The following is a 25,499-nucleotide window of genomic DNA, read 5'->3' on the forward strand; positions in this document are numbered from 1 at the left end:
GGCGCATGACGCCGACGAAGGGGAGGCCGATCGCGCGGGCAGCCTCGGCCTGTCCCAGCGGGACGGCGTTGACGCCGGAGCGGAGCGCCTCGCACACGAACGTCGAGGTGTAGAGCGTGAGGGACACGACGGCGGTGGAGAAGAACGAGGTGAAGTCGAAGCTCCCGATGTGGACGTCGACCCACGTGAAGTTGATGCCGATCTTGGGAGCGGCGAAGGAGAAGAAGAAGAAGACCGCGAGGAGGGGGGTGTTGCGCACGAGGGTCACGTAGACCAGGGCCGCCCTGTCGAGGACCGCGATCGGTCCCACGCGCATGGCCACCAGGATCGTGCCGCCGATGAGGGAGAACACCCCCGAGACGAGGAAGAGCAGCACGGTGTAGCCGAAGGCCTTCAGGACGTCGGGAAGGCTCTCGATGACGGCGTTCATGCCGCTCCTCTCTCTCGCTGTGCCGGTGGATCGGTCCTGCGGGGAACGGTCCGGACCCGCAGCGAGCGGGTCCGGACCGATCGGTGGTGCGTCAGGTCAGGACTCGCAGGCGTCCATCTCGGGAAAGTCGGGCGTCTCGACGCCGGAGGCGCCCAGGTTGGCCTCGAAGGCCTCGGCCCACTTGCCGTCCTCGTTGGCCTGCTCCAGCGTGTCGGTGATCCACTGGCACATCTCCGGGGAGTCCTTGGAGTAGCCGACGCCGATGCGCTCCTCGGAGAACGGGTCTCCGACGACCTTGAGCTGGCCCTCGTTCTGCGCGGCGTAGCCGGCGAGGATCGTGCCGTCGGTGGTCATGGCCTCGACGGTGCCGTCGAGCACCTTGTCGACGCACTGGCTGTAGGTGTCGAAGCCGACCGGCTTCATGCCCTCGGCCTTGGCGTTGTCCAGCGAGGTCGAGCCGGTCACCGAGCAGACCTCCTTGCCCTGCAGGTCGTCGGGGCCGGTGGCCTCGGAGTCCTCGGGCACGAGCAGCTGCTGGCCGGTCACCATGTAGGGGCCGGCCTGGCCGACGACCTGGCGACGCTCGTCGGTGATGGAGTACGACGCCAGCACCAGGTCGACCTTGCCCTCCTGGAGGAAGGGCTCGCGGTTGTCGGAGATGGTCTCGATGTACTTGACCTTGGAGGTGTCGTTGGGGTCGATGCCCAGGCTGGCGACCAGGATCTTGGCGACGTCCACGTCGAAGCCGGTGGGCATGTCCGAGCCGGTCTCGTTGAAGCCCAGGCCGGGCTGGTCGTACTTGACCCCGACGTTGATGGTGCCCGCGTCGGCGAGCTCCTTCATGCGGGTGCCGTCGTCGAAGCTGGAGGCGGCGTCGTCGGACACCTCCACGTCGACGGACTCGGTGTCGGACCCGGCGTCGCCGCAGGCCGCCAGGCTCAGTGCCAGGCCGAGCCCGGCCACCATGGCCTTGGTACGGATGAATCGCATCTGCTGCTCCCTCGTGTGTTTGGTGGGTCGGTGGGTGCTGTCGATCAGTGCTTGAGGATCTTGCCGAGGAAGTCCTTGGCCCGATCCGACCGGGGGTGGGTGAAGAACTCCTCGGGGGTGTTCTCCTCGATGATGGCGCCGTCGGCCATGAAGACCACCCGGTCGGCCGCCGTCCGCGCGAAGCCCATCTCGTGGGTGACCACGATCATCGTCATGCCGCCCTGGGCGAGGTCGACCATGACGTCGAGGACCTCCTTGATCATCTCCGGGTCCAGCGCCGAGGTGGGCTCGTCGAAGAGCATCACCTTGGGCTCCATGGCCAGGGCGCGGGCGATGGCCACCCGCTGCTGCTGGCCACCGGAGAGCTGGGCGGGGTACTTCTCGGCCTGGTGGCCGACGCCGACGCGCTCGAGGAGCTCGCGCCCCTTCTTCTCGGCCTCGGCCTTGCCGAGGCCGCGGACCTTGATCGGGCCGAGGGTGACGTTCTCGAGGATCGTCTTGTGGGCGAAGAGGTTGAAGCTCTGGAACACCATCCCGACCTCGGCGCGGAGGGCGGCGAGCGCCTTGCCCTCCTGCGGCAGCGGCTGGCCGTCGAGGGTGATGGTGCCGTCGTCGATCGTCTCGAGCCGGTTGATGGTGCGGCACAGCGTGGACTTGCCCGACCCCGAGGGGCCGATGACCACGACGACCTCACCGCGCGTGACGGTGAGGGCGATGTCCTTGAGGGCCTGCATCTGGCCGAAGTACTTCTGCACCCCGTCCAGCACGACCAGCGGTTCCCCACGGCCGGCGCTGACGGAACCGTGCTCCATCGTCGTCATGGCCGCAACCTATAGGCCGATAGCCCTTTCGGGCCATCAGCGTCTGGTCCCTGCCCGCAATCGTGACCGGAACGAGGCCGCTCAGCGACCCCGCGGACGCGACGTGGCCGAGGTGGCGTCGTACACGCGGACCCAGTCGACGTCCGCGGTGTCGCCGTACTCGTCGGGGCTGAGGTCGTCGAGCTCGTAGTCGAGCGCCTGCATGGAGAGCACGAGGTAGTGCTCGGCCCGGGAGACGGCCTCGTCCTCGCGGTAGTACTCCCGGCCGTCGACACGGAAGACGTACTCCTCGGGCGTCCACTCGACCGAGAACACGTGGAACTCCTCCCACCACTCCTCGTCGTGCTCGAGCACCCGGCGCGCCCGGGGGAAGACGTCGCCCCGGCCGTCCGGCACCCAGCCCGGGTCGTACCAGTGGATGAACGAGGCGATGTCGCTCCGGCCGGGGTCACGCTCGCCGAAGTACTCCACGACGTCGACCTCCGTCCCCGCGGACGGGTCGCCCAGCACGAACGCCCGATCACGCGGCAGCATCCAGAAGGCGGAGTGCATCCCCCGGGCGCGTTGCACCCTCATGCGGGCGGCGAAGATCCCGTAGCGGAAGAAGTGGGTGTGCTCGGTGGCGACCTGCGAGTAGACGAAGAAGTCGTGCGTGCCGGAGCCTGTCGGGTGGGAGTAGACGCACGGGATCCCCACGAGCTCCGGGTCGGGCGCGAGGCCCAGGTGCAGCACGCCCGACCCGACCGATCGGGGCGCGGGGTCGGAGCGCCCGCAGGTCCGGGGCGCAAACACGCTCTCGTGCGCGCGCACCTGGTCGTTCCAGACCGACAGGTCCAGCGCCGTGCCGTCGAAGGTGTCCTCGAAGGTGGTCCGCCAGGCGCGGGTGTGCACCCGCCCGGTCGTCGCGGCGGTGGCGCGGTCGGTGCCCTCYACCCGCGCGCGGTAGAGACCCGCCGCGACGTCGAACGATGCCGACCCCGCCCGGTCCTCCCGTGCCCGGTCGACGATGCGCCACCCGTGGCGGGAGCCCCGCTCCAGGAGGACGGTGCGGCCCGGCCGCACCGGCCGGAAGGTCGCCACCACCTGGCTGGAGTCGGGGGGCGTCGCGGGAGACCCGCCGCTCTGGGCGACCGGCGGAAGCACGACGAGCGTGCCCGTCCCGGTCCGGGCGGTCGCGGCCCGGTGCGGACCGTCGGGAGCTCCCGGACCGTGCTGTGCCCCGGCCTGGTCCGGTCGCGACAGGGCGAGGCAGCCGCACACGGCCGTGCACAGCGCGGCGCAGGCGATCGCGGTCCGCCGGACCCTCGATCGCCGGACGCCCGTACGTCGTCGCGCTGCTCCGCGGAGCGCCGCGGATCGGGTCGGTGCGGGGGTGAAGGGCGCGTGCATCGCGCCTCCTACCGGAGGGTCGCGGTCGGGACCGGACTCCTGGCCACGTCCCACCCAGCATGGGACGCACCCAGCACCCGCAGCCGGGTCCGTGCGGCGGCGTGCCCCATATGAGGGGGCCGGTATAGACGTGCGGACGCGCCCGGCCCGAGGCATGATGAGGCGCATGTGGGGGTGGCCGGGATGACGCGCGTCCTGCTCGCCCCCGACAAGTTCAAGGGCACGCTCACGGCGTACGACGTCGCGCAGGCCGTCGCGTCCGGGTTGAGGCGCGTGCGCCCCGACGTCGACGTCGAGTGCCTGCCGGTGGCCGACGGTGGCGACGGCACGCTCGACGCGGCGATCTCGGCAGGCTTCGAGCGGGCCCCCGTCGGCGTCGCCGGCCCGACGGGGGAGCCGGTGCGGACGTCGTACGCCCGCCGCGGGACCACCGCGGTCGTGGAGATGGCCGACGCGTGCGGGCTCGAGCGCCTGCCCGACGGGGTGCGTGCACCGCTGGCCGCGTCCAGCCGGGGCTTGGGCGAGGTGATGGCGGCCGCGCTGGACGCGGGCTGTCGCGAGCTGGTCGTGGGGATCGGCGGCAGCGCCAGCACTGACGGCGGGGCCGGGCTGCTGGCGGCGCTCGGGGCCGTCGCCTCGCCGGCGGTGCCGGACGGGGGCGGCGGGCTGGTCGACGTGTCGTCCCTGGACCTGTCCCGGTTGCACCCGGGGCTGGTCGGCGCCCGTGTGGTGGTCGCCTGCGACGTCGACAACCCGCTGACCGGCCCGCATGGCGCCGCCGCGGTGTACGGACCCCAGAAGGGCGCGTCGCCCGACGACGTGGTCGCGCTCGACGCAGCGCTGGACCACTGGGCGGACGTGCTGGAGCGGGCGACCGGTGCCGACCGCCGCGACGTCCCCGGCTCGGGCGCCGCCGGCGGCGTGGGCTTCGCCCTGCTGTCCGCGCTCGGGGCCGAGCTGCGGCCGGGCATCGCCCTGATGCTGGATCTGCTGGGCTTCGCCGACCGGGTGACCGGGGCCGAGCTCGTCGTCACCGGCGAGGGCTCGCTCGACGCCCAGAGCCTGCGCGGCAAGGCGCCCGTCGGGGTCGCCACCGCCGCCGGCGCCGCCGGGGTGCCCGTCGTCGCGGTCTGCGGGCGACGGCAGCTGACGGACGCCGAGCTGGCGACGGCCGGTATCGCCGCGGCGTACGCCCTGGTCGACGTCGAGCCGGACGTCGCGACCTGCCTGCGCGAGCCGGCGCGACTGCTCGCCGACCTCGGCGAGCAGATCGGCCACCGTCACCTGTCCTGAGCGCCGGGTCCGGGCCGCGGGTCGAGCGATCTCGCCGGTCTCAGAGCGTGCGGACCGTGCCCGCGTCCGGGTCCCAGCGCCGCAGCTCGGTGAGACGCAGGGTGAGGTCACCGTGGCCCAGCACCTCGAGCGCGGCCGGGAGCGCGGAGCGGGTCAGACGCCGGGCGAGGGTGACGTGCGGCAGCCACCCCGGGTGCTTGGCGTGGGGCACGTCCGTGCGGAGGTCGAGGACGGCGCGCACCAGGCTGTCGGGCACGTCGAGGATGCGGACCAGCGACACCCGCGAGCCGCCCAGCAGGGCGAGTCCCGAYGCCCGCACCTCGACGGGCAGGGCCGCGCCCAGGCGCGAGACCGCCACCTCGTCGTGCTCGGTACCGAGGGCCTCCGCGGTCAGGACGGTGACGTGCGGGGTGTTGGTCATGCCCTTGTGGTCCAGCTGCGACGGCAGCCCGGCGTCGCGGAGCAGCTGCCAGTCGCGGAGGACGGCGTCGCGTCCCTCGTCGTCGGGCAGCAGCTCGAAGGCGTGGAGGCGCGGCATGGGTCCGAGGGTAGGCGTCAGGCCTCGCAGTCCACGCGCGTCTCCGCGAGACAGGTGTCCCGGCCGGCGCCGGCATCGGCGGTGTCGACGCCCTCGCCCCCGTCGAGGAGGTCGGGGGCCGGCAGCTCCTCCTCCGTGGCGTGGTCGCCGACGTCCAGCCCCCGGAAGTCGTAGAAGGTGACCCGGCTGGTCATCGCGTCGTCCCCGGGACCGCCGTACACGAAGGACCTGCGCGGGCACCCCTTGTCCAGGCCGCCGGCGGTGATGAGGACCCCGTCCCGAGGAAGGGCACCCACCTGCAGCCGGTCGTCGCCGCCGSCCCCCCGCAGCACGACGCGGCAGGCGCTGGCGCGCAGCTGGTTGTCCAGGTCGTCCCCGACGAGCTCCACCTGCGAGGGGGAGTCCGCTTCCGCGTGGACCGGCGCGTCCACCGACAGGTCCTCGACACCGGTGAAGGAGAAGGACCCGAGGGGGCCGTCCGTCCCGGAGAACCAGATCGTGCCGGTGGTCAGGTCGCCGACGACCGAGGTGACCGAGGTGCTCACCTCCAGCCGGTCGCGGCCTGCCCCCAGGTCCAGGAGGTACGACGGAGCGTGCCTCCCGTGCGACGCGGGATCCCTGAGCACCGTCGCCACGTCCCACGGGTCGTAGCGCAGCTCGACCGCGTCGTCTCCCTCGCCGGTGCGTGCCTCGACGGCACCTCGCCCGCCGAACGAGACGTCGTCGGGTCCGGCACTGCCCACGAACGTCTTCCGCCCTGCCGAGGAGAGGTGATGGGAGGCGAACGAGCTCCACCGGGCGTACGTCCGTCCCTCCAGCGTGGCCCGACCAGCGCCGGCGTCGACCATCAGCGCCCCGCCACGGCGCCTGACCTCGAGCAGGTCCTCGCCCGCGCCCCCGCGCAGCACGGCGCGGCGGTGGTCCCGGCCCTCGGCCAGGACGAGGGTGTCGTCGCCACCCCCGAGAAGGACGCGGTCGAGGTTGCGCTCGCCGGTCATCCCGGTGGCGACCAGGTCGGTGCCCGGTCCACCCCGATAGGTGTCGGTGCCGTCGCTCAGGTCCGCGAAGACCGAGGTGCGGACCTCGACCCGGACGCGGTCGTCGCCCGCATCACCTCGCACCGTCGTCCATCCCGCACGGCCGCGCACGCAGATCCGGTCGTCACCGGTACCGGCCTCCACCGAGGCTCGACGGGCCAGCACCACGATCACGTCGTCGCCCGGCGTGCCCGTCACCCGGTGGTCCGTGGTGAGGATCGTCGGCACCCGACCGTCGCACCGAGCGACCGCCGCGGCGCTCGGCGAGAGGGGCGTCGCGAGCAGGCCGACGGCGCAGGCGAGGGCCAGGAGGGCCGGCGCGGTGCGTGTGGTGGTCATGGGGTCCCTTCGAGCGGATGAGGGACGGACACTAACGACGGGGGAGGAGGGCGGGAGGAGAAACGCGATTGCCCGCGCCGGACGCGCCCGCCGTACCCTTGACCGGCCATGACTGCGATACCCGAGACGCTCCCGCGTGGGCCCGAGACCGCCGCGCGAACCTACGAGGTCCGCACCTACGGGTGCCAGATGAACGTCCACGACTCCGAGCGGCTCACCGGCCTGCTGGAGGAGGCGGGGTACGTCGCGAGCCMGGTCGGCGAGCAGGCCGACGTGGTCGTCTTCAACACCTGCGCGGTCCGGGAGAACGCCGACAACAAGCTCTACGGCAACCTGTCGCACCTGGCGCCGATCAAGGCCGCCAACCCCGACATGCAGATCGCCGTCGGCGGCTGCCTCGCGCAGAAGGACCGCTCCACGATCACGGCGAAGGCGCCGTACGTCGACGTCGTCTTCGGCACCCACAACATCGGCTCCCTGCCCGCCCTGCTCGACCGCGCGCGCTCCCAGCAGGAGGCGCAGGTCGAGATCCTCGAGTCGCTGTCGGTGTTCCCCTCCACGCTGCCGACCAAGCGCGACTCGGCGTACGCCGCGTGGGTGTCGATCTCGGTCGGCTGCAACAACACGTGCACCTTCTGCATCGTCCCCGCGCTGCGCGGCAAGGAGAAGGACCGTCGGCCCGGCGAGATCCTGGCCGAGGTCGAGGCGCTGGTCGCCGAGGGCGTCACCGAGGTCACCCTGCTCGGCCAGAACGTCAACGCCTACGGCGTGGAGTTCGGCGACCGCCAGGCGTTCTCCAAGCTGCTGCGGTCCTGCGGCTCGATCGCGGGCCTGGAGCGGGTGCGCTTCACCTCCCCGCACCCGGCCGAGTTCACCGACGACGTCATCGAGGCGATGGCCGAGACGCCCAACGTGATGCACCAGCTGCACATGCCGCTGCAGTCGGGCTCGGACCGCGTGCTGCGCGCGATGCGGCGCTCGTACCGGTCCTCGAAGTTCCTCGGCATCATCGAGCGGGTCCGGGCAGCCATGCCCGACGCCGCGATCACCACCGACATCATCGTGGGCTTCCCCGGTGAGACCGAGGAGGACTTCCTCGAGACCATGCGGGTGGTGCGCGAGTCACGTTTCTCCGGCGCCTTCACCTTCCAGTACTCCCCGCGTCCGGGCACCCCGGCCGCGACCATGGAGGACCAGGTGCCGCCGGAGGTCGTCAAGGACCGCTACCTGCGCCTGTCCGAGCTGGTCACCGAGATCGCCTGGTCCGAGAACAAGGCGCTGGTCGGCACGCGTGTCGAGCTGATGGTCGCCGAGGGCGAGGGCCGCAAGGACGCCGCCACGCACCGCCTCTCCGGCCGAGGCCGCGACAGCCGTCTCGTGCACTTCACCCCCGACGGCGCCGCGGGGGTCCGCCCCGGCGACATGGTCACCGTCGAGATCACCTACGCCGCGCCGCACCACCTGGTCGCCGACGGTCCCGTCCTGTCCGTGCGCCGCACCCGTGCCGGCGACGCGTGGGAGGCCCGCACCTCCGCGCCCTCCGCGCCCTCCGCCCCTCGCGGTGTCGGGCTCGGCATGCCGGGCCTCGGCGTGCCGGCCCCGCTCCCGCCGGCTCCCGCCTGCGGCTGAGTGTGGCTTCGGTGCCACCTGGTGACACCGAAGCCACACCGAAGCCACACTGAAGCCAGACCGAAGCCACACCGAAGCCAGACCGAGCCACACCCTCGCTGCACCGAGGCAGCAGGGACGTTGTCCACAGCTCCTGATCCCTGCGACTGATTCACCCCGGCAGCGGGGACACGTCAGGGATGACGTCCACACCCGACTGGCCGGCCCACTGGGCGGCAGCCGACTTCCTCGACGACCAGCAGGGCGTCGTGTCCCGTGCCCAGCTGCTCGGCGCCGGGGAGACGCCGGCCAGCATCCGGCGGATGATCCGGCGCCGGGAGGTGGCGGTCGCACACCCGGGCGTCTACCTGGGCCACACCGGGGACCCGACGTGGATCCAGCGTGCGTGGGCGGCGGTGCTGCACGCGTGGCCGGCCGCGCTGGCGGGGGAGGCGGCCCTGCGTGCCCACGAGGGACCGGGCAAGCGCGCCGATCCGGTGATCATCGAGGTGGCGGTGGCGCGGTCGCGCACCGTCCTCGCGCCTCCCGGCGTACGCATCACGCGGATCGACGGGCTGGACCACCGGACGGTGTGGACGGTCGGACCGCCCCGGCTGCGGTACGACGACGCCGCCATCGCGGTGGCCTGTCGTGCGGCCACCGACCTGGACGCCATCCGGGTGCTGGCCGACGTGGTCCAGGGTCGGCGCTCGACGGCGGCGCGGCTGGCCTCGGAGCTCGGCCCACGCCGACGGGTGCCCCGCCGGGCCTGGCTGGCGAGCGTCCTGGACGACATCGCACAGGGATCGTGCTCCGTCCTCGAGCACGGATACCTGACGCGGGTCGTCCGACCACACGGCCTCCCGGTGGGACAGCGCCAGGTCCGAGACGGGCGGGGGGACCGGGTCGTCTACCGGGACGTCGAGCACGACGACGGCCTGGTGGTGGAGCTCGACGGTCGGCTGTTCCACGACTCGGCGCGGCAGCGGGACGCGGACATGGAGCGCGACCTGGACGCCGCGCTCGCTGGCAAGGACACCGTCCGGGTGGGGTGGGGCCAGGTCTTCGACCGCCAGTGCGCGACGGCGGGCAAGGTCGCCGCGCTGCATCGGGCCCGGGGCTGGACCGGGTGGCCGTACCCGTGCGGAGATGAGTGTGGGATCGGTGCCAGCTGGTGACACCGATCCCACACCCAGCGACGAAGGCCCGGCGCCGACGTGCGGTACGGGCTCAGGCAGGGGGCTCGGGCGACCCGTCCTCGGCCTCCTGGCCGGCCTCGGGATCCTCCTGCGTGCCGGAGTCGTGGTCGGCGGCGGCGTCGCCGTCGGGAGCCTGCTGCTTGTCGTCGGGCTGGGCGATCTCGTCGGGGAGCACGTCGTCCACGGCCGGGTTGGCGTCGGGCTGCAGGTCGCGCCCGAGGCCGTCGTCGGCCGGGTCGGCACCGATCGCGTCGGCGCCGCCGGGGTTGGGCTCGCCGTCCTCGATGATCGGGTCGGGGATCGGGCCGAGGTCCTGGTTGTTCATCGTTGTCCCTCCTGGGGGTGGTCGAAACCGTGGGTGAGGTAGCGCTCGCCGCTGCCGAGTCGGCTCAGCGCGTACGCCTCGTGGGGCACCACCGGCGACGGCAGCGCGTCGAGGGGGCACCAGCGCAGCTCGGCGCACTTGTCGGGCTCCATGACCCGGGGCTCGCCCTGCCACGAGCGGGCGGTGAAGAACCAGTCGACGCGCTCGTCGACGGCCTCCCCGCCCCGGGTGCGGTGCATGGTGAACTCGAACGTGAGGTCGATGCCGGTGAGACCGAGCTCCTCGGCGGCCTCCCGCAGGGCCGCGTCGTACGCCGTCTCGCCGCGCTCGACGTGGCCGGCCGCGGCGGCGGCCCAGTGGTCGTTCATGTACGGCGTGCCCTGGCGCCGCTGCAGGAGCACCTCGTCGCCTCCGTCGCCCTCGCGCAGGAGGTAGACGTACGAGGCGGGCACGAGCACGAAGCGATCCACGCCCGCCAACCTAACGGTGCGTCCCGGCCCGCGCTCACCCCCTCAGGGGAGAGCGCGGGCGAGTGGGACTCAGGGGCGGGGCGCCGACCCGGTGGCGGGGTTGGTCGGGTCGGTCGGCAGGCCCGGAGCGTCGGGGCTGGGCGTCGGCACGGGCGCCGGGGGCGGGGTCGGCACGGGGCCCGGCGAGGGCACCACGTCGGGGTCTGGAGCGGGCTCCGTGGTGGTGGCCCGGAAGTCGTCGTCCTTGCCGTCGAGGTGATCGAGGCCCTGCTTGGCCTTGGCGATCCCCGTGTCGATCGTGTCGCTGTGCTTGCCGCCGGTCTTCGCGTCGACGGCCCGGCCGGCCTTGTCGAGGCCGTCGGCGATCGTGTCGCCGTGCTTGTCGACGGCGTCGGTCAGCGTGGCCTTGGCCTTGTCCAGGAAACCCATCTGGTCCTCCGTGAGATCGGTCCGGCCCGGACGGGCCGCGACCCATTTGGAACACTACCGACCATGTCCGACCTGCCCCACCCCGTGACGGTCGCCGTCGTGGGGGCCACCGCCTCCGGCAAGACGGGGCTCGGCCTCGACCTCGCCGAGCGGCTGGGGGGCGAGGTGGTCAACACCGACGCGATGCAGGTCTACCGCGGGATGGACGTCGGCACCGCCAAGCTGCCCGTGGCGGAGCGTCGGGGGATCCCGCACCACCTTCTCGACCTGCTCGACGTCACCGAGGTGTCCACGGTGGCGCACTTCCAGGCCTGGGCCCGACCGGTGATCGCCGAGATCCACGCGCGTGGCGCGGCCCCCGTCCTGGTCGGCGGGTCGGCGCTCTACACCCGCGCGATCCTCGACCGCTTCGAGTTCCCGGGCACCRACGAGTCGCTGCGCCGCGAGCTCGAGGCCGAGCTCGAGCGGGTCGGCCCCGCCGCCCTGCACGCCCGGCTGGCCCGCCTGGACCCCGAGGCCGCGGATCGGATGCTCGTCGACAACGGCCGCCGGGTGGTCCGCGCCCTGGAGGTCATCGCGCTCACCGGCCGCCCGTGGTCGGCCAGCCTGCCGCAGCTGGAGTACGCCGACCCGCTCACGCTCCAGGTCGGCGTCGACATCGACCGGCCCACCCTGGACGCCCGGATCGACCGGCGGGTCCGCGACATGTACGACGGGGGGCTGGTGGAGGAGGTGGAGCGGCTGCTCGACCTGGGGCTCGAGCGGGGGCGCACGGCCAGCCGGGCGATCGGCTACGCCGAGGCGGCGGCGTACCTGCGTGGGGAGATGGGCCGGGAGGACGCGATCGTGCGGACCCAGGCCGCGACGCGACGCTTCGCGCGGCGCCAGGACGGGTGGTTCCGCAAGGATCCCCGCGTCGTCTGGGTGGCACACGACGACCCGCGGCGGCTCGACCGCGCGGTCGCCGCCATCGCGACACTTCACCCCGGAGGGGATCGACAACCGGACGCGTGAGGCGCAGGGTGGGGGCAGCCGTCCCCCTCGGCGCTCGACTCTCGGAGGCCCCATGCGCATCGCTCTTCCCGCTCTCGCCACGTCCGCGCTCGTCGCCGGCCTGCTCGTCGCCGGACCACCGGCTCCGGCCGAGGAGCCCGCTGCCGCACCGACGGCCCGGCCCACGGCCAAGATCCCGACCGCCGTCGGCTTCGGCGGCGCGGTCACGACCGTCGACCCGGAGGCGAGCGCGGCGGCGCTGAAGATCCTCAAGAAGGGCGGCAACGCGGCCGACGCCGCGGTGGCGGCCGCCGCGACCCTCGGGGTGACCGAGCCCTACAGCGCCGGCATCGGCGGGGGCGGCTACTTCGTGCACTACGACGCGAAGACCGGTCAGGTCCGCACGATCGACGGGCGTGAGACGGCCCCGGCGAAGATGCCCACCGACGCATTCGTCGACGACGCCACCGGCAAGCCCTACCCCTTCACGCCCGACCTCGTGACCAGCGGTGTGAGCGTCGGGGTGCCGGGCACCCTGGCCACCTGGGACCGGGCGCTCAAGCGCTTCGGCACCCTGTCGCTGACCAAGGCCCTCAAGCCCGCCGTCGCGGTCGCCAACCGCGGCTTCGTCGTCGACGACACGTTCCGCCAGCAGACGCTGGACAACGCGGAGCGCTTCAACGCGTTCTGGGCCAGCCGGCAGCTCTTCCTGCCCGGGGGCGACGCCCCGAAGGTCGGGTCGCTCTTCAAGAACCCGCAGCTCGCGGCGACGTACACGATGCTGGGCGCGGAGGGGATCGACGCGTTCTACGAGGGCAAGCTCGCCAAGGTGATGGCCAAGATCGTCAAGCACCCGCGCACGACGAGGGGCACCGACCTGCCGGTCCCGCGCGGCTACCTGACCCGCAAGGACCTCAAGAACTACAAGGTGCTCAACCAGCGGCCGAGTCGCGCCCGGTACCGCGGCTACGACGTCTACGGCATGAACCCGTCCTCCTCCGGTGGCACGACCGTCGGCGAGGCGCTCAACATCCTCGAGCGCTACGACCTCTCCGCGATGACCGCCACCGAGGCGCTGCACCACTACCTCGAGGCGAGCGCCCTGGCCTTCGCCGACCGCGGGAAGTACGTCGGTGACCGCGCCTTCGTCGACGTCCCCGTCAGCACGCTCCTCGACGACCGGTACGCCGCCGAGCGCGCCTGCGCGCTCAGCCCGAACGCCGCGATGACCAAGCCGACGGCGGCCGGTGACGTCGCCTCGTACGACGGCGTGTGCGCCGCTCCCGCCGCTCGCGGGAGCGTCGACAACGACACCGAGAACATCTCCACGACCAACCTCACTGTGGCCGACAAGTGGGGCAACATCGTCGAGTACACCCTCACCATCGAGCAGACCGGTGGCTCGGGCATGGCCGTGCCGCGCTACGGGTTCCTGCTGAACAACGAGCTCACCGACTTCTCGACCGTCTACGACCCGGCCGACCCCAACCGCATCCAGCCCGGCAAGCGTCCGCGCTCCTCGATGAGCCCGACGATCGTGCTCAAGGACGGCGAGCCTTTCATGGCCCTCGGCTCGCCCGGCGGGTCCACGATCATCACCACCGTGCTGCAGATGCTGGTCAACCGGATCGACCTGCGCATGGACGTCGCCGGGGCGATCGCGGCCCCTCGTGCCTCGCAGCGCAACACCGCGAGCGTGACCGCCGAGCCGGACTTCATCACCCTGTACGGCGCCGGGCTCACCGCCCTCGGCCACAAGCTGGCCCCGTCCGGTGATGCCTTCACCAGTGCCGCCGAGATCGGCGCTGCCACGGCGATCGAGTTCGGCCCCCGCGGCCTGCTGACCGCGGTCTCCGAGCCGGTGCGCCGCGGTGGGGGAGCGGCGCGCGTCGTCGAGCCGCGGTAGCCATGGCGACGATCTACTACACGGGCTGCTCGCTCGACGGCTACATCGCGACGCCGGACCACTCGCTCGACTGGCTGACGTCGCGTGACATCGACGAGCACGGGCCGATGCACTACACGACGTTCCGTGAGCGCATCGGGTCGTGCGTCATGGGGGCCACGACGTGGCAGTGGATCCTCGACCACGACGACGACCCGTGGGGTGACCTGCCCACCTGGGTGATGACCCACCGCGCCTTCGCGCCGGTCAAGGCGGTCACGTTCGGCGCCGACCCCGTCGAGCAGGTGCACGCCGCCGCGCTCGAGGCCGCCGCCGGCAAGGACGTCTGGCTGGTCGGCGGCGGGGACCTGGTCGGGCAGTTCCACGACGCCGGTCTCCTCGACGAGGTGTGGATCCAGTACGCCCCGGTCACCCTCGGCGGCGGGGCCCCGGTGCTGCCGCGGCACGTCGAGCTGCGCCTGGAGGAGGTCGAGCGCAACCACGACTTCGCCTGCGTGCGGCACAGCGTCGTGAGGTGAGCGGTGCCGTGAGACGTGTCGGCCGCCCTGACACACTGAGGGAGTGAGCTACCGCTTCCTCAAGGGCCACGGCACGGAGAACGACTTCGTCCTGCTGCCCGACCCCGACGGCACCGTGCACGGCGACCTCGACGCGGCGCGGGTCCGGGCGCTGTGCGACCGCCGGGCCGGCATCGGCGGCGACGGGGTGCTGCGCGCCGTCCGGGAGGGCGACGGGTGGTTCATGGACTACCGCAACGCCGACGGGTCCCTCAGCGAGATGTGCGGCAACGGGGTGCGCGTCTTCGCCCGCTACCTCCACGACCACGAGGGCGAGCCCTACCCGATCGCGATCGCCACCCGCGACGGCGTCAAGGTCCTCAGCGACGCCGGCGACGGCCTGCTCACCGCCGACATGGGCACCCCGCTCGTGCGCGAGACCACCACCGTCACCGTCGACGGCACCGAGCACGCCGCCCGGCACGTCTCGATGGGCAACCCCCACGCGGTGACGTTCGTCGACGACCTGGCTGAGGCGGGCTCACTGCTCGACGAGCCCGGCTACGACCACGAGGCCTACCCCGAGGGCGTCAACGTCGAGTTCGTCGTACGCCGCGGCGAGCGGCACGTGGCGATGCGGGTGCACGAGCGCGGCTCGGGCGAGACCCGGTCCTGCGGCACGGGAGCGTGCGCGGTGATGGTCGCCACGGCCCTCGCCGACGACGCGCCGCGCGGCACGTCGTACCGCGTCGACGTCCCCGGCGGTCGCCTCGACATCGTGTGGACCACCGACGACCGGGTCCTCATGACAGGCCCCGCCGTGCTCGTCGCGGAGGGCGTCAGCGACCTCTGAGGTCGGCGCGGGGCCCTGCCGCTCGTGCACGTGCGCGACCGCGGGGCACTGATGCCCGCCATTCCTGCGCACCGGCGCGACGAATATGCTCCCGCGCATGGACATCACCGGATCTTCCGCCATCGTCACCGGAGGGGCGTCCGGCATCGGCGCCGCCGTCGCCCGCGCCCTCGCCGCCCGCGGGGCGATCGTCGTGGTCGCCGACATCGACGCCGCGAAGGGCGAGGCCCTCGCCGAGGAGATCAAGGGCGTCTTCGCCCGCGTCGACGTGACCGACACCGAGCAGATCGCCTCCGCCGTCGAGGCGGCCGCGGAGATCGCCCCGCTGCGGGCGTGCGTCAACTCCGCCGGGATCGGCTGGGCCCAGCGCACCATCGGCCGCGACGGAGACCTCGCCTCGGCCCACGACCTCGGCGCCTTCCGCAAGGTCGTGGAGATCAACCTCGTCGGCACCTTCGACATGACCCGGCAGGCGGCGACCGTCATGTCGCGCAACGAGGCCGACGCCGACGGCCAGCGCGGCGCGATCGTCAACCTCGCCTCCGTCGCCGCCTTCGACGGCCAGATCGGCCAGGCGTCGTACTCGGCGTCCAAGGGCGGCGTGGTCGGCATGACCCTGCCGGTCGCCCGCGACCTCGCGGCGTCCGGCATCCGTCTCAACACGGTCGCCCCCGGGCTGGTCGACACCCCGATCTACGACGCGTTCCCCGAGCCGGAGGCCTTCAAGGCCAAGCTCGGCGAGTCGGTGCTCTTCCCCAAGCGCCTCGGCCACGCCGAGGAGCTCGCGAGCATGGTCGTCGAGTGCGTCACCAACTCCTACATGAACGGCGAGACGATCCGCGTCGACGGCGGCATCAGGATGCCTCCGAAGTGACCGGGCGGGCGCCGTGCCGCCCGGGACTGGTCTAGGCATTCGGGTCAAGACTCACCMATTCGGGTGATCTCCCCGCGGACGATCCGCCATCGTGGCGAGGTCGAACAGCGTCCGGGGGGATGTGCCATGAACACGACGAGAACCGCAGGGTGGCCGCCGGCCACGGAGCAGAGCGACGAGCCGAGGGTGTCGCTCGGCTCGCTGGTGCGCCGATGGTTGGCGACCACCGCCGACATCGAGACCCGGCGCCGGGAGAACGGCGAGGAGCCCGCCGCCGCGTGGGCGCTGCCCGACCTGACCGGTGCCGTGCCCGCAGTCCGTCGTCCCGCGGACGACCGCGCGGACGACCGCGGGGACGACCTCGAGGACCGGTCCGTCAGCACCGAGGACGACCGCGCCGAGGTGCCCGACCCGGACGTCGAGCGGCCGCCGCTGCCGCATCGTCGGCGCGGACTGACGCCACCCCGGCCGGCCCGTCGCCTCGCCGTCCTCATCGACGCCCGCACGGTCCCGCCCGGGTCCTCGGACGGGCTGTTCGAGGTGCTGGGCGACCACGGCACCGTCAACGTGTCACGGGCGTACGGCGACTGGACGTCGTACACCGCCGACGAGTGGATGCCGCGCCTGCGTCACCACGGCATCCAGCCGTGCCACCAGTTCGGTGACCCGCTCACCACGCACCTCGACCAGCGGTCCCTGGTCGCCATGACCATCGACGCCGTCGACCTGGCCTGCCAGGGCGCGGTGGACGCGGTGGCCCTCGTGGGCGACCTCGCGTCGGCGTACCCGCTGGTCCAGCGGCTCAACGCCTCCGGGATCGCGGTGCTGGCGTTCGGTCCGGCGGAGACCCCGGGCGACGTACGGGGCCTGTGCGAGGAGTTCACGGACCTCCAGCTGCTCGTGAACGGTGGGACGCCGGCCTCGGGCCGCCACCGTGCGTGAGCGCTAATCGCCTCGCGGTATCTGGGGCGTCGGCCTACTCTTGAGGGCATATGACGAACGCACCTGACTTCAGCCTCTCCGCCGAGCTCGACGCGACCCGCGCCTGGGACGACGACGCGGACGAGGAGATCGTCTCCGCCGACGGCCCCGACCCGGAGGAGGTCGGCGACCTCACCACCGGTGAGCAGGACCTCGTGGCCCGCCACGCCCTGCGCCGCGTCGCCGGCCTGCGCACCGAGCTCGAGGACATCACCGAGGTCGAGTACCGTCAGCTCCGCCTCGAGCGCGTGGTCCTCGTGGGGGTCTGGATCGACGGCACCGTGACCGACGCCGAGAACTCGATGGCCGAGCTCGCGCTGCTCGCCGAGACGGCCGGCTCCGAGGTGCTCGACGCGATCTACCAGCGACGCTCCACGCCCGACCCCGCGACGTACATCGGGCGCGGCAAGGTCGACGGGCTGCGCGAGATCGTGCAGGCCACCRGCGCCGACACCGTCATCCTCGACGGCGACCTCGCACCCAGCCAGCTGCGCAACCTCGAGGACAAGCTCAAGGTCAAGGCGATCGACCGCACCGGCCTGATCCTCGACATCTTCGCCCAGCACGCGAAGTCCAAGGAGGGCCAGGCCCAGGTCGAGCTCGCGCAGCTGCAGTACATGAAGCAGCGCCTGCGCGGCTGGGGTGGCAACCTCTCCCGCCAGGCCGGTGGCCGCGTCGGCGCGGACGGCGGCGGCATCGGCGGCCGTGGCCCCGGTGAGACCAAGATCGAGACCGACCGGCGGCGCATCAACACCAAGATCGCCAAGCTCCGCCGCGAGCTGAAGGACCTCAAGGGCACCCGCGAGACCATGCGCCAGGAGCGGTCCCGCAACCACATCCCGAGCGTCTCGATCGCCGGCTACACCAACGCCGGCAAGTCCTCGCTGCTCAACCGGCTCACCGACGCGGGCGTGCTCGTCGAGGACTCGCTCTTCGCGACCCTCGACCCGACCACGCGACGTACGACGACGCGCGACGGCCGCGTCTACACGATGTCCGACACGGTCGGCTTCGTGCGGCACCTGCCCCACCAGCTGGTCKAGGCGTTCCGCTCGACGCTGGAGGAGGTCGCCGAGTCGGACCTGATCCTGCACGTCGTCGACGGCTCGCACCCGGACCCCGAGGGGCAGCTCGCCGCCGTCCGCGAGGTCTTCGCCGAGATCCACGCCGACAAGGTCCCCGAGCTGGTCGTCATCAACAAGGCCGACGCCGCCGACCCGCTCGTGCTCGCCCGGCTGCGTGCTCGCGAGCCGCACAGCGTGGTCGTGTCGGCACGCACGGGGGAGGGCATCGAGGACGTCCTGACCGCCGTCGAGGCCGACCTGCCGCGCCCGACCGTGCAGTTCTCCGTGCTGCTGCCCTACGAGCGCGGCGACCTGATCAACCGGTTGCACCAGGAGGGCGAGATCGCCTCGCTGGAGCACACGGGCGACGGGTCGCTCGTCTCCGGTCGCGCCAACGCCGACCTCGCCGGCGAGCTGGAGTCGTACGCCGTCTGAGCGGTGGCCCTCAGGCCGATTCACGAGGCTCACCGGTCGTGGGAGAGGATGTCGCCCATGTCACGCGGTGCCCTCGTACGCTTCCTCCTCGTCCTCGGTCTCCTGGGCGGGTGCCTCGCGTTGACGCTGGGCGTCAAGCCCAACCTCGGCCTCGACCTGCGCGGTGGCGCGCAGTTCGTCTTCCAGGCGGAGGACACCGGCTCGGTCCAGGCGACCGCGAGCAACGTCGACAAGACGGTCGAGGTCCTGCGCGGTCGCGTGGACGCCCTCGGCGTGGCCGAGTCGACCCTGGTGCGCCAGGGTGAGAACCGCATCCTCGTCGAGCTCCCCGGCGTCAGCAGCGACGCCGAGGCGAAGCAGGCCGAGGAGCGGATCGGCCAGACCGCCCAGCTCTCCGCCCACCCGGTGCTCAAGAGCCTGCCGGCGAAGCCCACCGAGGAGCAGGTCGCCAAGGCCGAGGACAAGGGCAACCAGATCCTGCCCTCCGACCAGGGCGACTGGCTAGAGGTCGGCCCGGCGGTCCTCGCCGGCGCGGACATCACCGGCGCCGACGCGGTGCAGCCGCAGAACAGCGTCGCCTACTCGGTGTCGCTCGACTTCAGCGGCAAGGGCGGCAACGCCTGGGCCGACGTCACCGGCAAGGCGGCTTGCAACCCGGTGGGCGACCCCAAGCGCCGGGTCGCCATCGTGCTGGACAACGAGATCATCACCTCCCCCCAGGTCAACGAGGGAGTGGGCTGCGACGTCGGCATCCAGGGCGGCAGCACCGAGATCACCGGTGACTTCTCCTTGACCGAGGCCCAGGACCTGTCGGCCCTCATCGAGGGCGGCGCGCTTCCACTCGAGCTGAAGCTGATCTCCAACCGCCTCGTCGGCCCGACCCTCGGGGCCGAGGCCATCAACGCGTCCCTCGAGGCCGGCGTCATCGGGCTGATCCTCACCGGGCTGTTCATCATCGTGGTCTACCGCCTCGTCGGTGCCATGGCCACGATCGCGCTCGCGTCGTACGCCCTGCTCGCCTACGCGATGCTGCTCGCCCTCGGCTCGACGCTGACGCTGCCGGGCCTCGCCGGCTTCGTGCTCGCCATCGGCCTGGCGATCGACGCCAACGTCCTCGTCTTCGAGCGCGCGAGGGAGGAGTACGCCGCCTACCCCTCCGCCGGGCTCCGGCGCGCCCTCGCGGTGGGCTTCAACAAGGCGTGGAGCGCGATCCTCGACTCCAACGTCACCACCCTGCTGGCGGCCGGGCTGCTCTTCGCGCTCGGCTCGGGTCCCATCAAGGGCTTCGGGGTGACGCTCTCCATCGGCGTGATCGCCTCCATGATCTCGGCTCTGGTGATCGCCCGCGTGCTGTCCGAGCTCGCGGTGTCGACCAAGGCAGTCTCCCGCCGTCCCGCCATCAGCGGCCTGGGCAACATCGGCCGGGTCCGCACGTGGCTGGACCGCAAGAACCCCGACATCATGAGCAAGCGCAAGACATGGCTGGCCGTGTCGGGGGTCGCGCTGGTGCTGGCCGTGTCCGGCATCGTCACCCAGGGCCTCAACCTCGGCGTCGAGTTCACCGGCGGGCGCCAGCTCGACTACTCGGTGAGCAAGGACGTCACGGTCGACGAGGCCCGGGCCGCGATCGCCGACGCCGGCTTCGCCGACGCCGTCGTCCAGGGTGCCGACACCGCTGACTTCACGGTCCGCACGGGCATCATCAGCAACGACGAGGAGCAGAAGATCGAGGACGCCCTCAGCTCCATCGGGGGGACGGTCACCAAGCAGGACGACCAGACGATCGGTGCGTCCCTGGGCACCGAGCTGCGCGACAAGGCGCTCATCGCCTTCGGGGTGGCGCTCGCGGTCCAGCTGCTCTACCTCGCGATCCGTTTCAAGTGGACCTTCGGTGTCGCGGCCGTGGGCGCGATGGCCCACGACGTGGTGCTCGTGGTCGGCCTGTTCGCGTGGCTGGACAAGCCGATCGACGGCATCTTCCTCGCCGCCGCGTTGACGATCGTCGGTCTGTCCGTCAACGACACGGTCGTCGTCTTCGACCGCATCCGGGAGCGCTGGTACTCCTCCCGACCGGGGGACTCCTTCATCGAGATGGCCAACAAGGCGTCGGTCGAGACGATGCCGCGCACGGTCAACACCGGCCTGGGCGCCATGTTCATCCTCGCGGCGCTGGCCGTCCTCGGCGGCGACTCGCTGCGCGACTTCGCGATCGCCCTGCTCGTCGGCCTCGTCGTCGGCACCTACTCCTCGGTGTTCGCCGCGACGCCGTTGCTGACCTACCTCCAGCAGAAGTGGCCGATGGGCCGGGTCAAGAAGGAGAAGGTCGTGCGCACGCCCGACGACTCCGGGGCCGTCATCTGATCCGCTGTGCAGCGGAGTCGGCGCCGGTCGGTGCCGGCGCATAGGGTGCTCCGGTGCCCGTTTCCGACTCCCGCGTGAGGACCCTGCTCCACGAGGCCGTGACGGCGCTCGGGGGYCAGGAGCGTGCGGGGCAGGTCGAGATGGCCGAGGCGGTCGCGACCGCCTTCACGGAGGGCGAGCACCTGCTCGTCCAGGCCGGCACCGGCACCGGCAAGTCGTTGGCCTACCTGGTGCCCAGCTTGCTCCACGACCAGCGCGTGGTGATCGCCACGGCGACGCTGGCCCTGCAGCACCAGCTGGTCGAGCGCGACATCCCGCGCCTCGTCGAGGCCGTGGCCGGTGCGAGCGGGGGGAGCAAGGTCGACACGTCGTACGCCGTGCTCAAGGGCCGGTCCAACTACGCCTGCCTGCACCGCATCCGCGAGGGTGTGCCCGACGACCAGGGGGCCCTGGTCGACGTCCCCGTCGGGTCGATGGCCGAGAAGATCCTCGAGCTTCGCGGCTGGGCGGAGCAGGAGGCCGAGGACGGCGGCACCGGCGAGCGCGACAACGCCCCGCGGCACACCGACCGCGAGTGGCGTCAGGTGAGCGTCAACCACCGTGAGTGCCTGGGCGCGGCAAAGTGCCCGTTCGGCCAGGAGTGCTTCGCCGAGCTGGCCCGGGAGAAGGCGCAGCGCTCCCACCTCATCGTCACCAACCACTCCCTGCTGGCCATCGACGCGATCGAGGGCGTGCCGATGATCCCGGAGTACGACGCCGTGGTCATCGACGAGGCCCACGAGCTCACCGCGCGGGTCACCCAGGCGGCCACCGACGAGCTGGCGGTGGGCGACGTCGAGCGCGCGGCCCGCCGCTCCCAGCGGATCGTCGAGGACGACTCGGCCGACGCGTTGGCGGAGGCCGCCGACGCGCTCTCGGACGCCTTCGAGGCCACCATGGCCGGCCGGATCGAGCGGATGCCCGAGCAGCTCGGCTCCGCCCTGGCGCTGGTGCGTGACGCGGCGCGGACCTGCCTCTCGGCGTACCCCCGCGAGACGCCCGGCGACGGCGACGCCGACCCCGGGCGCGCCCAGGCCAAGGGGATGGTGCAGGACGTCTTCGCCAACGCGGAGCGGATGGCCGCCGATCTCGAGTCCGACGTCCTGTGGCTGAGCGAGCCGCCGCCGCAGGCGTCCACCCGCATCCCGGCGCGCCTGCACGTCGCGCCGCTGCAGGTGTGGGGCCAGATGCGCGACAAGCTGCTGTCCGACAAGACGGTGGTCTTCACCAGCGCCACCCTGATGCTGGGTGGCGACTTCAACGCCGTGGCCAGCTCGATCGGCCTCAAGCCCACCGAGCGGGTCGTGACAGTGTCCTCGGACTCCGAGGACGCCCCCGACGGGGTCCTGCCGTGGCGGGGCATCGACGTCGGTTCGCCGTTCGACTACGGCCAGCAGGCCATCCTGTACGTCGCCCGCCACCTCCCGCCGCCCGGCCGCGACGGTCTGGTCAAGTCCCAGCTCGACGAGATCTGCGAGCTGGTGGACGCCGCCGACGGCCGCACGCTGGGGCTCTTCTCCTCGCGGCGGGCCGCGGAGGCGGCGGCCGAGCACGTCCGGGAGAAGCTGCCGCACCTGACGACCCTGGCGCAGGGGGACGCCCAGCTCCCCGAGCTGGCCAAGCAGTTCGTCGAGGACCCGCACACCATCCTCTTCGGCACCCTGTCGCTGTGGCAGGGCCTCGACGTCCCTGGGGACACCTGCCAGCTCGTCCTCATCGACCGGATCCCCTTCCCCCGCCCCGACGACCCGCTGATGTCGGCGCGGCAGCGGGCGGCCGACAAGGCGGGTGGCAACGGCTTCATGCAGGTGGCCGCCACCCACGCCGCCCTCCTCCTGGCCCAGGGGGCGGGCCGGCTGATCCGGACCACCACCGACCGCGGCGTGGTCGCGGTGCTGGATCCCCGCCTGGCGACCGCCCGCTACGGTGGGTTCCTCAAGGCCTCGCTGCCGCCGATGTGGACCACCACCGACCCGGCCCTCGTCCGCAAGGCCCTCGCACGGCTCGCGGCCGGCTGAGGTCGGCTCCGTCAGGCGTCTCCCGGGGAGCGGTGACCGAGCCACCATCCTGGTCGCGTGGACGTGGGTGGCGCACAGCCCCCGGGCGAGTCATCCGCCGCGGGAGGGCCGACGGTCCGCCAGGCGATGAGCACGACGGCCCAGCCGGCCACCACGTCGAGCGTCCAGTGGTTGCCGGTCCCCACCACGACGACGGCGGTGAGGATCGCGTGCGTCCAGGCGAGGGCGGCGACCCAGCGGCGTCGTACGACGTGACTCACCGCGAGCGCCACCCACAGCGCCCAGCCGGCGTGCATGCTCGGGAACGCCGCGAGCTGGTTGGTCAGCCAGCCCAGTCCCTGGGGGGYGGACGCCTCGCCGCCCCACCAGCCCGCCGCCGAGTGCACGGCCAGCAGGTCGGTCCATCCGGCGAGCATCCTCGGGGGTGCGGTCGGCATCGCGAGGTAGGCGACCAGGGCCACGGCGGTGCTGCCGACCAGGGCGAGCCGCGCGGGTGCGTACGCCTCCCGGTGCCGGTGGAACAGCCAGACCACGACGAGGAGGGTGAGCACGTAGTGGGCGCCGGCGTAGTAGAAGGACGCGGCCACCCCGACCACGTCGTGCTCGAGGAACCAGCCGTTGAGGGCGCCCTCGAGGTCGAGGTGCAGGGCGCGTTCGACATCGAGGATCCGCAGGGCGCGGGTCAGGGCCGGAGCCAGAGTGTCGTCGGCCAGCACCCGGCTGAGGGCGTAGCCGACGTAGACCAGGGCGAGGACGCCCAGCTCGCGCAGTCCGTCCCGGGGCTTCGGTGAGACAGCGACCGTCGTCCTGGCTGTGGCGGCCGCGGCGAGAGAAGTCACTCGACCAGTGAACGTCGCCGGGCGCCCGATTGCATCAGGTATTTCCCGGTCCTTCCCCCGACTGAGGTATGGAGGAAGCCCCGAGGCGCCGTCACATGCGGCGCAGGACCGCGGTCACCTTGCCGAGGATCGTGGCGTGGGTGCCGTCGATCGGGTCGTAGGCGTCGTTGTGGGGGAGCAGCCACACGTGGCCGTCCTTGCGCTGGAACGTCTTGACCGTCGCCTCGCCGTCGATCATCGCGGCCACGACGTCGCCGTTGGCGGCCGTCTGCTCCTGGCGGATGACCACGTAGTCGCCGTCGCAGATGGCAGCGTCGATCATCGAGTCGCCGGAGACCTCGAGCAGGAAGAGGGTGCCCTCGCCGACCAGCGACTTGGGAAGCGGGAAGACCTCCTGGATCTGCTCCTCCGCCAGGATCGGTCCGCCGGCCGCGATGCGACCGACCATCGGGACGTACGTCGCGGGAGGAGCGGTGTTGCCGATGTCGGTCTCGTCGATGCTCGACTCGTCCGCGCTGGAGAGGGAGCGACGGGCGGCCATCACCTCGGGGAGGAAGACCTCGATCGCGCGCGGCCGGTTGGGGTCGCGCTTGAGGAAGCCCTTCTCCTCCAGCACCTTGAGCTGGTGCGCGACGCTCGAGGAGCTGGTGAGCCCGACCGCGGCACCGATCTCACGCATGCTGGGCGGGTAGCCCCGGGTCTCGATGGCATCCTTGATGGTCGCCAGGACGCGCTGCTGGCGCGGGGTCAGTCCGGTCGCGTCCGGCGGCCCGTCGGGCATCTCGACGACCTTGCCGCTGCGGTCCTTGCTGGCCATCCGTTTCCTCCTGCTGCTGGGCCCGTCTCATTGCGTGGCCCAACCGTAGTCCTGTCGCGGACCCGACTTCAAACATTTGTTCGAACCGCGTGTCGAGCTCTGCGTGGCCCTCAGCCCCTCGAACAAATGTTCGCCCACCCCCTTGCGTCGTTCGAACACACGCTCTACTCTCGAACACGTGCTCGATCGAACGTCTGAGCGATTCACCTCGTTGTCGGTGGCTCCCTCTAGACACGGCACCAGAACACAAGCGATCGACACCACCTATCGGCTGACTCTTCCCCTGGAGGCCACCATGAGCACCGCCACCTTCTCTCCCGCCTTTGCCCCGACCCGCGCCGCCCGGACCGCCCGGACCGTCTCGCCCTCCGGCGCTCGGCAGTCGTCCGTGCGGCTGACGCGTCGCGGCCGGCTCGTCGTCCTCGTGGCGGCGCTTGCCCTCGTGCTGCTCGCGGGCTTCTTCCTCGGCTCGGTCGCCGTCGGCACCGACGAGGCCGGGCAGGCGCCCGCCACCGAGATCGTGATGGTCGAGCCCGGGCAGAGCCTGTGGAGCATCGCCTCCGAGCTCACCGACGGCGGCGACGTCCGCACCACCATGCGCGAGATCGAGCGGCTCAACGCCCTCGACACCGTCGCCATCTCCGCGGGGCAGAAGCTCCGCGTGCCGGTCAGCAACGACTGACCTTCCAGTTTTCCGCCAGCCGACTCGACCCCGGCTGGCGGGACCGGGGAAGACAAGGAGCGGGCCCATCGGGCCCGCTCCTTGCGGCATTTCGGGGGCCCCGTGGGTCGGTTCGGCCGTGCGCTGCGACCTGAGTCACCGGGTGACTCAGGTTCCAGCGGAGGTCTGGTGCCGTGCTGACCGGGGTCAGCCTGGATGGCGGCCCGGCTGGTCCACCCGGCGGACCACAGGCGCCGCTGTCGGCTGGCGGGACCGGGCGGACAGGGATGAGC

General features: G+C 72.3%; 24 protein-coding genes. 13 read left to right on the top strand and 11 right to left on the bottom strand.

Going from position 1 to position 25,499, the window contains the following annotated elements:
- From ACXJKL_RS00545 to ACXJKL_RS00560, 4 genes are all read right to left on the bottom strand, one after another.
- A partial coding sequence (locus ACXJKL_RS00545; RefSeq protein ID WP_457205091.1) for an ABC transporter permease subunit occupies positions 1-430 on the bottom strand: 430 nt, incomplete at its 3' end.
- Positions 431-526: 96 nt separating this feature from the next.
- On the bottom strand, positions 527-1,420 hold the full coding sequence (locus tag ACXJKL_RS00550) for a glutamate ABC transporter substrate-binding protein (RefSeq protein ID WP_457205092.1): 894 nt from the start codon (positions 1,418-1,420) through the stop codon (positions 527-529).
- Positions 1,421-1,464: 44 nt separating this feature from the next.
- Complete coding sequence (locus ACXJKL_RS00555; protein ID WP_457205114.1) at positions 1,465-2,232, bottom strand: amino acid ABC transporter ATP-binding protein; 768 nt, start codon at positions 2,230-2,232, stop codon at positions 1,465-1,467.
- Between the two features lie 90 nt (positions 2,233-2,322).
- On the bottom strand, positions 2,323-3,630 hold the full coding sequence (locus ACXJKL_RS00560; RefSeq protein ID WP_457205093.1) for a glycoside hydrolase family 16 protein: 1,308 nt from the start codon (positions 3,628-3,630) through the stop codon (positions 2,323-2,325).
- A gap of 183 nt (positions 3,631-3,813) precedes the next feature.
- Between ACXJKL_RS00560 and ACXJKL_RS00565 the strand changes: the two genes are divergently transcribed.
- Positions 3,814-4,923, top strand: a complete 1,110-nt coding sequence (locus tag ACXJKL_RS00565) for a glycerate kinase (RefSeq protein WP_457205094.1) — start codon at positions 3,814-3,816, stop codon at positions 4,921-4,923.
- A 40-nt stretch (positions 4,924-4,963) separates the two neighbouring features.
- Here the strand turns inward: ACXJKL_RS00565 and ACXJKL_RS00570 are convergent, their stop codons facing one another.
- Positions 4,964-5,461, bottom strand: a complete 498-nt coding sequence (locus ACXJKL_RS00570; protein ID WP_457205095.1) for a 2'-5' RNA ligase family protein — start codon at positions 5,459-5,461, stop codon at positions 4,964-4,966.
- Between the two features lie 17 nt (positions 5,462-5,478).
- Entirely contained in the window at positions 5,479-6,837 is a 1,359-nt protein-coding gene (locus ACXJKL_RS00575) for a hypothetical protein (RefSeq protein ID WP_457205096.1), read from the bottom strand.
- A gap of 108 nt (positions 6,838-6,945) precedes the next feature.
- On the opposite strand from ACXJKL_RS00575, the gene miaB reads away from it, so the two are divergent.
- Both miaB and ACXJKL_RS00585 read left to right on the top strand, forming a co-directional pair.
- Entirely contained in the window at positions 6,946-8,466 is a 1,521-nt protein-coding gene (gene miaB / locus ACXJKL_RS00580) for a tRNA (N6-isopentenyl adenosine(37)-C2)-methylthiotransferase MiaB (RefSeq protein WP_457205097.1), read from the top strand.
- Positions 8,467-8,645: 179 nt separating this feature from the next.
- A complete protein-coding gene (locus ACXJKL_RS00585; protein ID WP_457205098.1) occupies positions 8,646-9,623 on the top strand; it encodes a hypothetical protein in 978 nt (325 codons plus the stop codon).
- A 52-nt stretch (positions 9,624-9,675) separates the two neighbouring features.
- Here the strand turns inward: ACXJKL_RS00585 and ACXJKL_RS00590 are convergent, their stop codons facing one another.
- The 3 genes from ACXJKL_RS00590 to ACXJKL_RS00600 all read right to left on the bottom strand — a co-directional run bounded on the left by ACXJKL_RS00590 (position 9,676) and on the right by ACXJKL_RS00600 (position 10,868).
- Positions 9,676-9,969, bottom strand: a complete 294-nt coding sequence (locus ACXJKL_RS00590) for a hypothetical protein (protein ID WP_457205099.1) — start codon at positions 9,967-9,969, stop codon at positions 9,676-9,678.
- Positions 9,966-10,439 (bottom strand): NUDIX hydrolase, encoded by a 474-nt coding sequence (locus ACXJKL_RS00595; RefSeq protein WP_457205100.1) that lies wholly within the window; start codon positions 10,437-10,439, stop codon positions 9,966-9,968. The genes ACXJKL_RS00590 and ACXJKL_RS00595 overlap by 4 nt, the downstream gene beginning before the upstream one ends.
- Before the next feature lie 69 nt (positions 10,440-10,508).
- The gene (locus ACXJKL_RS00600; protein ID WP_457205101.1) at positions 10,509-10,868 is read right to left on the bottom strand and encodes an antitoxin; all 360 of its coding nucleotides are present in this window, start codon (positions 10,866-10,868) and stop codon (positions 10,509-10,511) included.
- A gap of 63 nt (positions 10,869-10,931) precedes the next feature.
- On the opposite strand from ACXJKL_RS00600, the gene miaA reads away from it, so the two are divergent.
- The 9 genes from miaA to ACXJKL_RS00645 all read left to right on the top strand — a co-directional run bounded on the left by miaA (position 10,932) and on the right by ACXJKL_RS00645 (position 22,889).
- Positions 10,932-11,882 (top strand): tRNA (adenosine(37)-N6)-dimethylallyltransferase MiaA, encoded by a 951-nt coding sequence (gene miaA / locus ACXJKL_RS00605; RefSeq protein ID WP_457205102.1) that lies wholly within the window; start codon positions 10,932-10,934, stop codon positions 11,880-11,882.
- A gap of 52 nt (positions 11,883-11,934) precedes the next feature.
- Entirely contained in the window at positions 11,935-13,767 is a 1,833-nt protein-coding gene (ggt, locus tag ACXJKL_RS00610) for a gamma-glutamyltransferase (RefSeq protein ID WP_457205103.1), read from the top strand.
- Positions 13,768-13,769: 2 nt separating this feature from the next.
- The gene (locus ACXJKL_RS00615) at positions 13,770-14,285 is read left to right on the top strand and encodes a dihydrofolate reductase family protein (RefSeq protein WP_457205104.1); all 516 of its coding nucleotides are present in this window, start codon (positions 13,770-13,772) and stop codon (positions 14,283-14,285) included.
- A gap of 43 nt (positions 14,286-14,328) precedes the next feature.
- The gene (gene dapF, locus ACXJKL_RS00620) at positions 14,329-15,117 is read left to right on the top strand and encodes a diaminopimelate epimerase (protein ID WP_457205105.1); all 789 of its coding nucleotides are present in this window, start codon (positions 14,329-14,331) and stop codon (positions 15,115-15,117) included.
- Between the two features lie 97 nt (positions 15,118-15,214).
- On the top strand, positions 15,215-15,991 hold the full coding sequence (locus ACXJKL_RS00625; protein WP_457205106.1) for an SDR family NAD(P)-dependent oxidoreductase: 777 nt from the start codon (positions 15,215-15,217) through the stop codon (positions 15,989-15,991).
- A gap of 126 nt (positions 15,992-16,117) precedes the next feature.
- Complete coding sequence (locus ACXJKL_RS00630) at positions 16,118-16,933, top strand: NYN domain-containing protein (RefSeq protein WP_457205107.1); 816 nt, start codon at positions 16,118-16,120, stop codon at positions 16,931-16,933.
- A gap of 50 nt (positions 16,934-16,983) precedes the next feature.
- Positions 16,984-18,471 (top strand): GTPase HflX, encoded by a 1,488-nt coding sequence (gene hflX / locus ACXJKL_RS00635; RefSeq protein ID WP_457205108.1) that lies wholly within the window; start codon positions 16,984-16,986, stop codon positions 18,469-18,471.
- A gap of 57 nt (positions 18,472-18,528) precedes the next feature.
- The gene (gene secD / locus ACXJKL_RS00640; RefSeq protein ID WP_457205109.1) at positions 18,529-20,832 is read left to right on the top strand and encodes a protein translocase subunit SecD; all 2,304 of its coding nucleotides are present in this window, start codon (positions 18,529-18,531) and stop codon (positions 20,830-20,832) included.
- A gap of 53 nt (positions 20,833-20,885) precedes the next feature.
- Complete coding sequence (locus ACXJKL_RS00645) at positions 20,886-22,889, top strand: ATP-dependent DNA helicase (protein ID WP_457205110.1); 2,004 nt, start codon at positions 20,886-20,888, stop codon at positions 22,887-22,889.
- An 11-nt stretch (positions 22,890-22,900) separates the two neighbouring features.
- Here ACXJKL_RS00645 and ACXJKL_RS00650 read toward each other — a convergent pair whose 3' ends face one another.
- Both ACXJKL_RS00650 and lexA read right to left on the bottom strand, forming a co-directional pair.
- Positions 22,901-23,728, bottom strand: coding sequence for a phosphatase PAP2 family protein (locus tag ACXJKL_RS00650; RefSeq protein WP_457205111.1), 828 nt, complete (start codon positions 23,726-23,728; stop codon positions 22,901-22,903).
- A 91-nt stretch (positions 23,729-23,819) separates the two neighbouring features.
- Positions 23,820-24,545, bottom strand: coding sequence for a transcriptional repressor LexA (gene lexA / locus ACXJKL_RS00655; RefSeq protein ID WP_457205112.1), 726 nt, complete (start codon positions 24,543-24,545; stop codon positions 23,820-23,822).
- A gap of 295 nt (positions 24,546-24,840) precedes the next feature.
- On the opposite strand from lexA, the gene ACXJKL_RS00660 reads away from it, so the two are divergent.
- Positions 24,841-25,227 carry a LysM peptidoglycan-binding domain-containing protein gene (locus ACXJKL_RS00660; protein WP_457205113.1) on the top strand — a complete coding sequence of 129 codons (387 nt, stop codon included), beginning with the start codon at positions 24,841-24,843 and terminating at the stop codon, positions 25,225-25,227.
- The last annotated feature ends 272 nt before the right edge of the window (positions 25,228-25,499 follow it).

The organism is Nocardioides sp. P5_C9_2, from assembly GCF_054049555.1.

Bases quoted from the DNA above. Each gene is read 5' to 3' on its own strand.
- ACXJKL_RS00550 (WP_457205092.1), bottom strand. From the start codon at position 1,420: ATGCGATTCATCCGTACCAAGGCCATGGTGGCCGGGCTCGGCCTGGCA.
- ACXJKL_RS00555 (WP_457205114.1), bottom strand. From the start codon at position 2,232: ATGGAGCACGGTTCCGTCAGCGCCGGCCGTGGGGAACCGCTGGTCGTG.
- ACXJKL_RS00565 (WP_457205094.1), top strand. From the start codon at position 3,814: ATGACGCGCGTCCTGCTCGCCCCCGACAAGTTCAAGGGCACGCTCACG.
- ACXJKL_RS00585 (WP_457205098.1), top strand. From the start codon at position 8,646: ATGACGTCCACACCCGACTGGCCGGCCCACTGGGCGGCAGCCGACTTC.
- ACXJKL_RS00590 (WP_457205099.1), bottom strand. From the start codon at position 9,969: ATGAACAACCAGGACCTCGGCCCGATCCCCGACCCGATCATCGAGGAC.
- ACXJKL_RS00600 (WP_457205101.1), bottom strand. From the start codon at position 10,868: ATGGGTTTCCTGGACAAGGCCAAGGCCACGCTGACCGACGCCGTCGAC.
- ggt (WP_457205103.1), top strand. From the start codon at position 11,935: ATGCGCATCGCTCTTCCCGCTCTCGCCACGTCCGCGCTCGTCGCCGGC.
- ACXJKL_RS00615 (WP_457205104.1), top strand. From the start codon at position 13,770: ATGGCGACGATCTACTACACGGGCTGCTCGCTCGACGGCTACATCGCG.
- ACXJKL_RS00625 (WP_457205106.1), top strand. From the start codon at position 15,215: ATGGACATCACCGGATCTTCCGCCATCGTCACCGGAGGGGCGTCCGGC.
- ACXJKL_RS00630 (WP_457205107.1), top strand. From the start codon at position 16,118: ATGAACACGACGAGAACCGCAGGGTGGCCGCCGGCCACGGAGCAGAGC.
- secD (WP_457205109.1), top strand. From the start codon at position 18,529: ATGTCACGCGGTGCCCTCGTACGCTTCCTCCTCGTCCTCGGTCTCCTG.
- lexA (WP_457205112.1), bottom strand. From the start codon at position 24,545: ATGGCCAGCAAGGACCGCAGCGGCAAGGTCGTCGAGATGCCCGACGGG.
- ACXJKL_RS00660 (WP_457205113.1), top strand. From the start codon at position 24,841: ATGAGCACCGCCACCTTCTCTCCCGCCTTTGCCCCGACCCGCGCCGCC.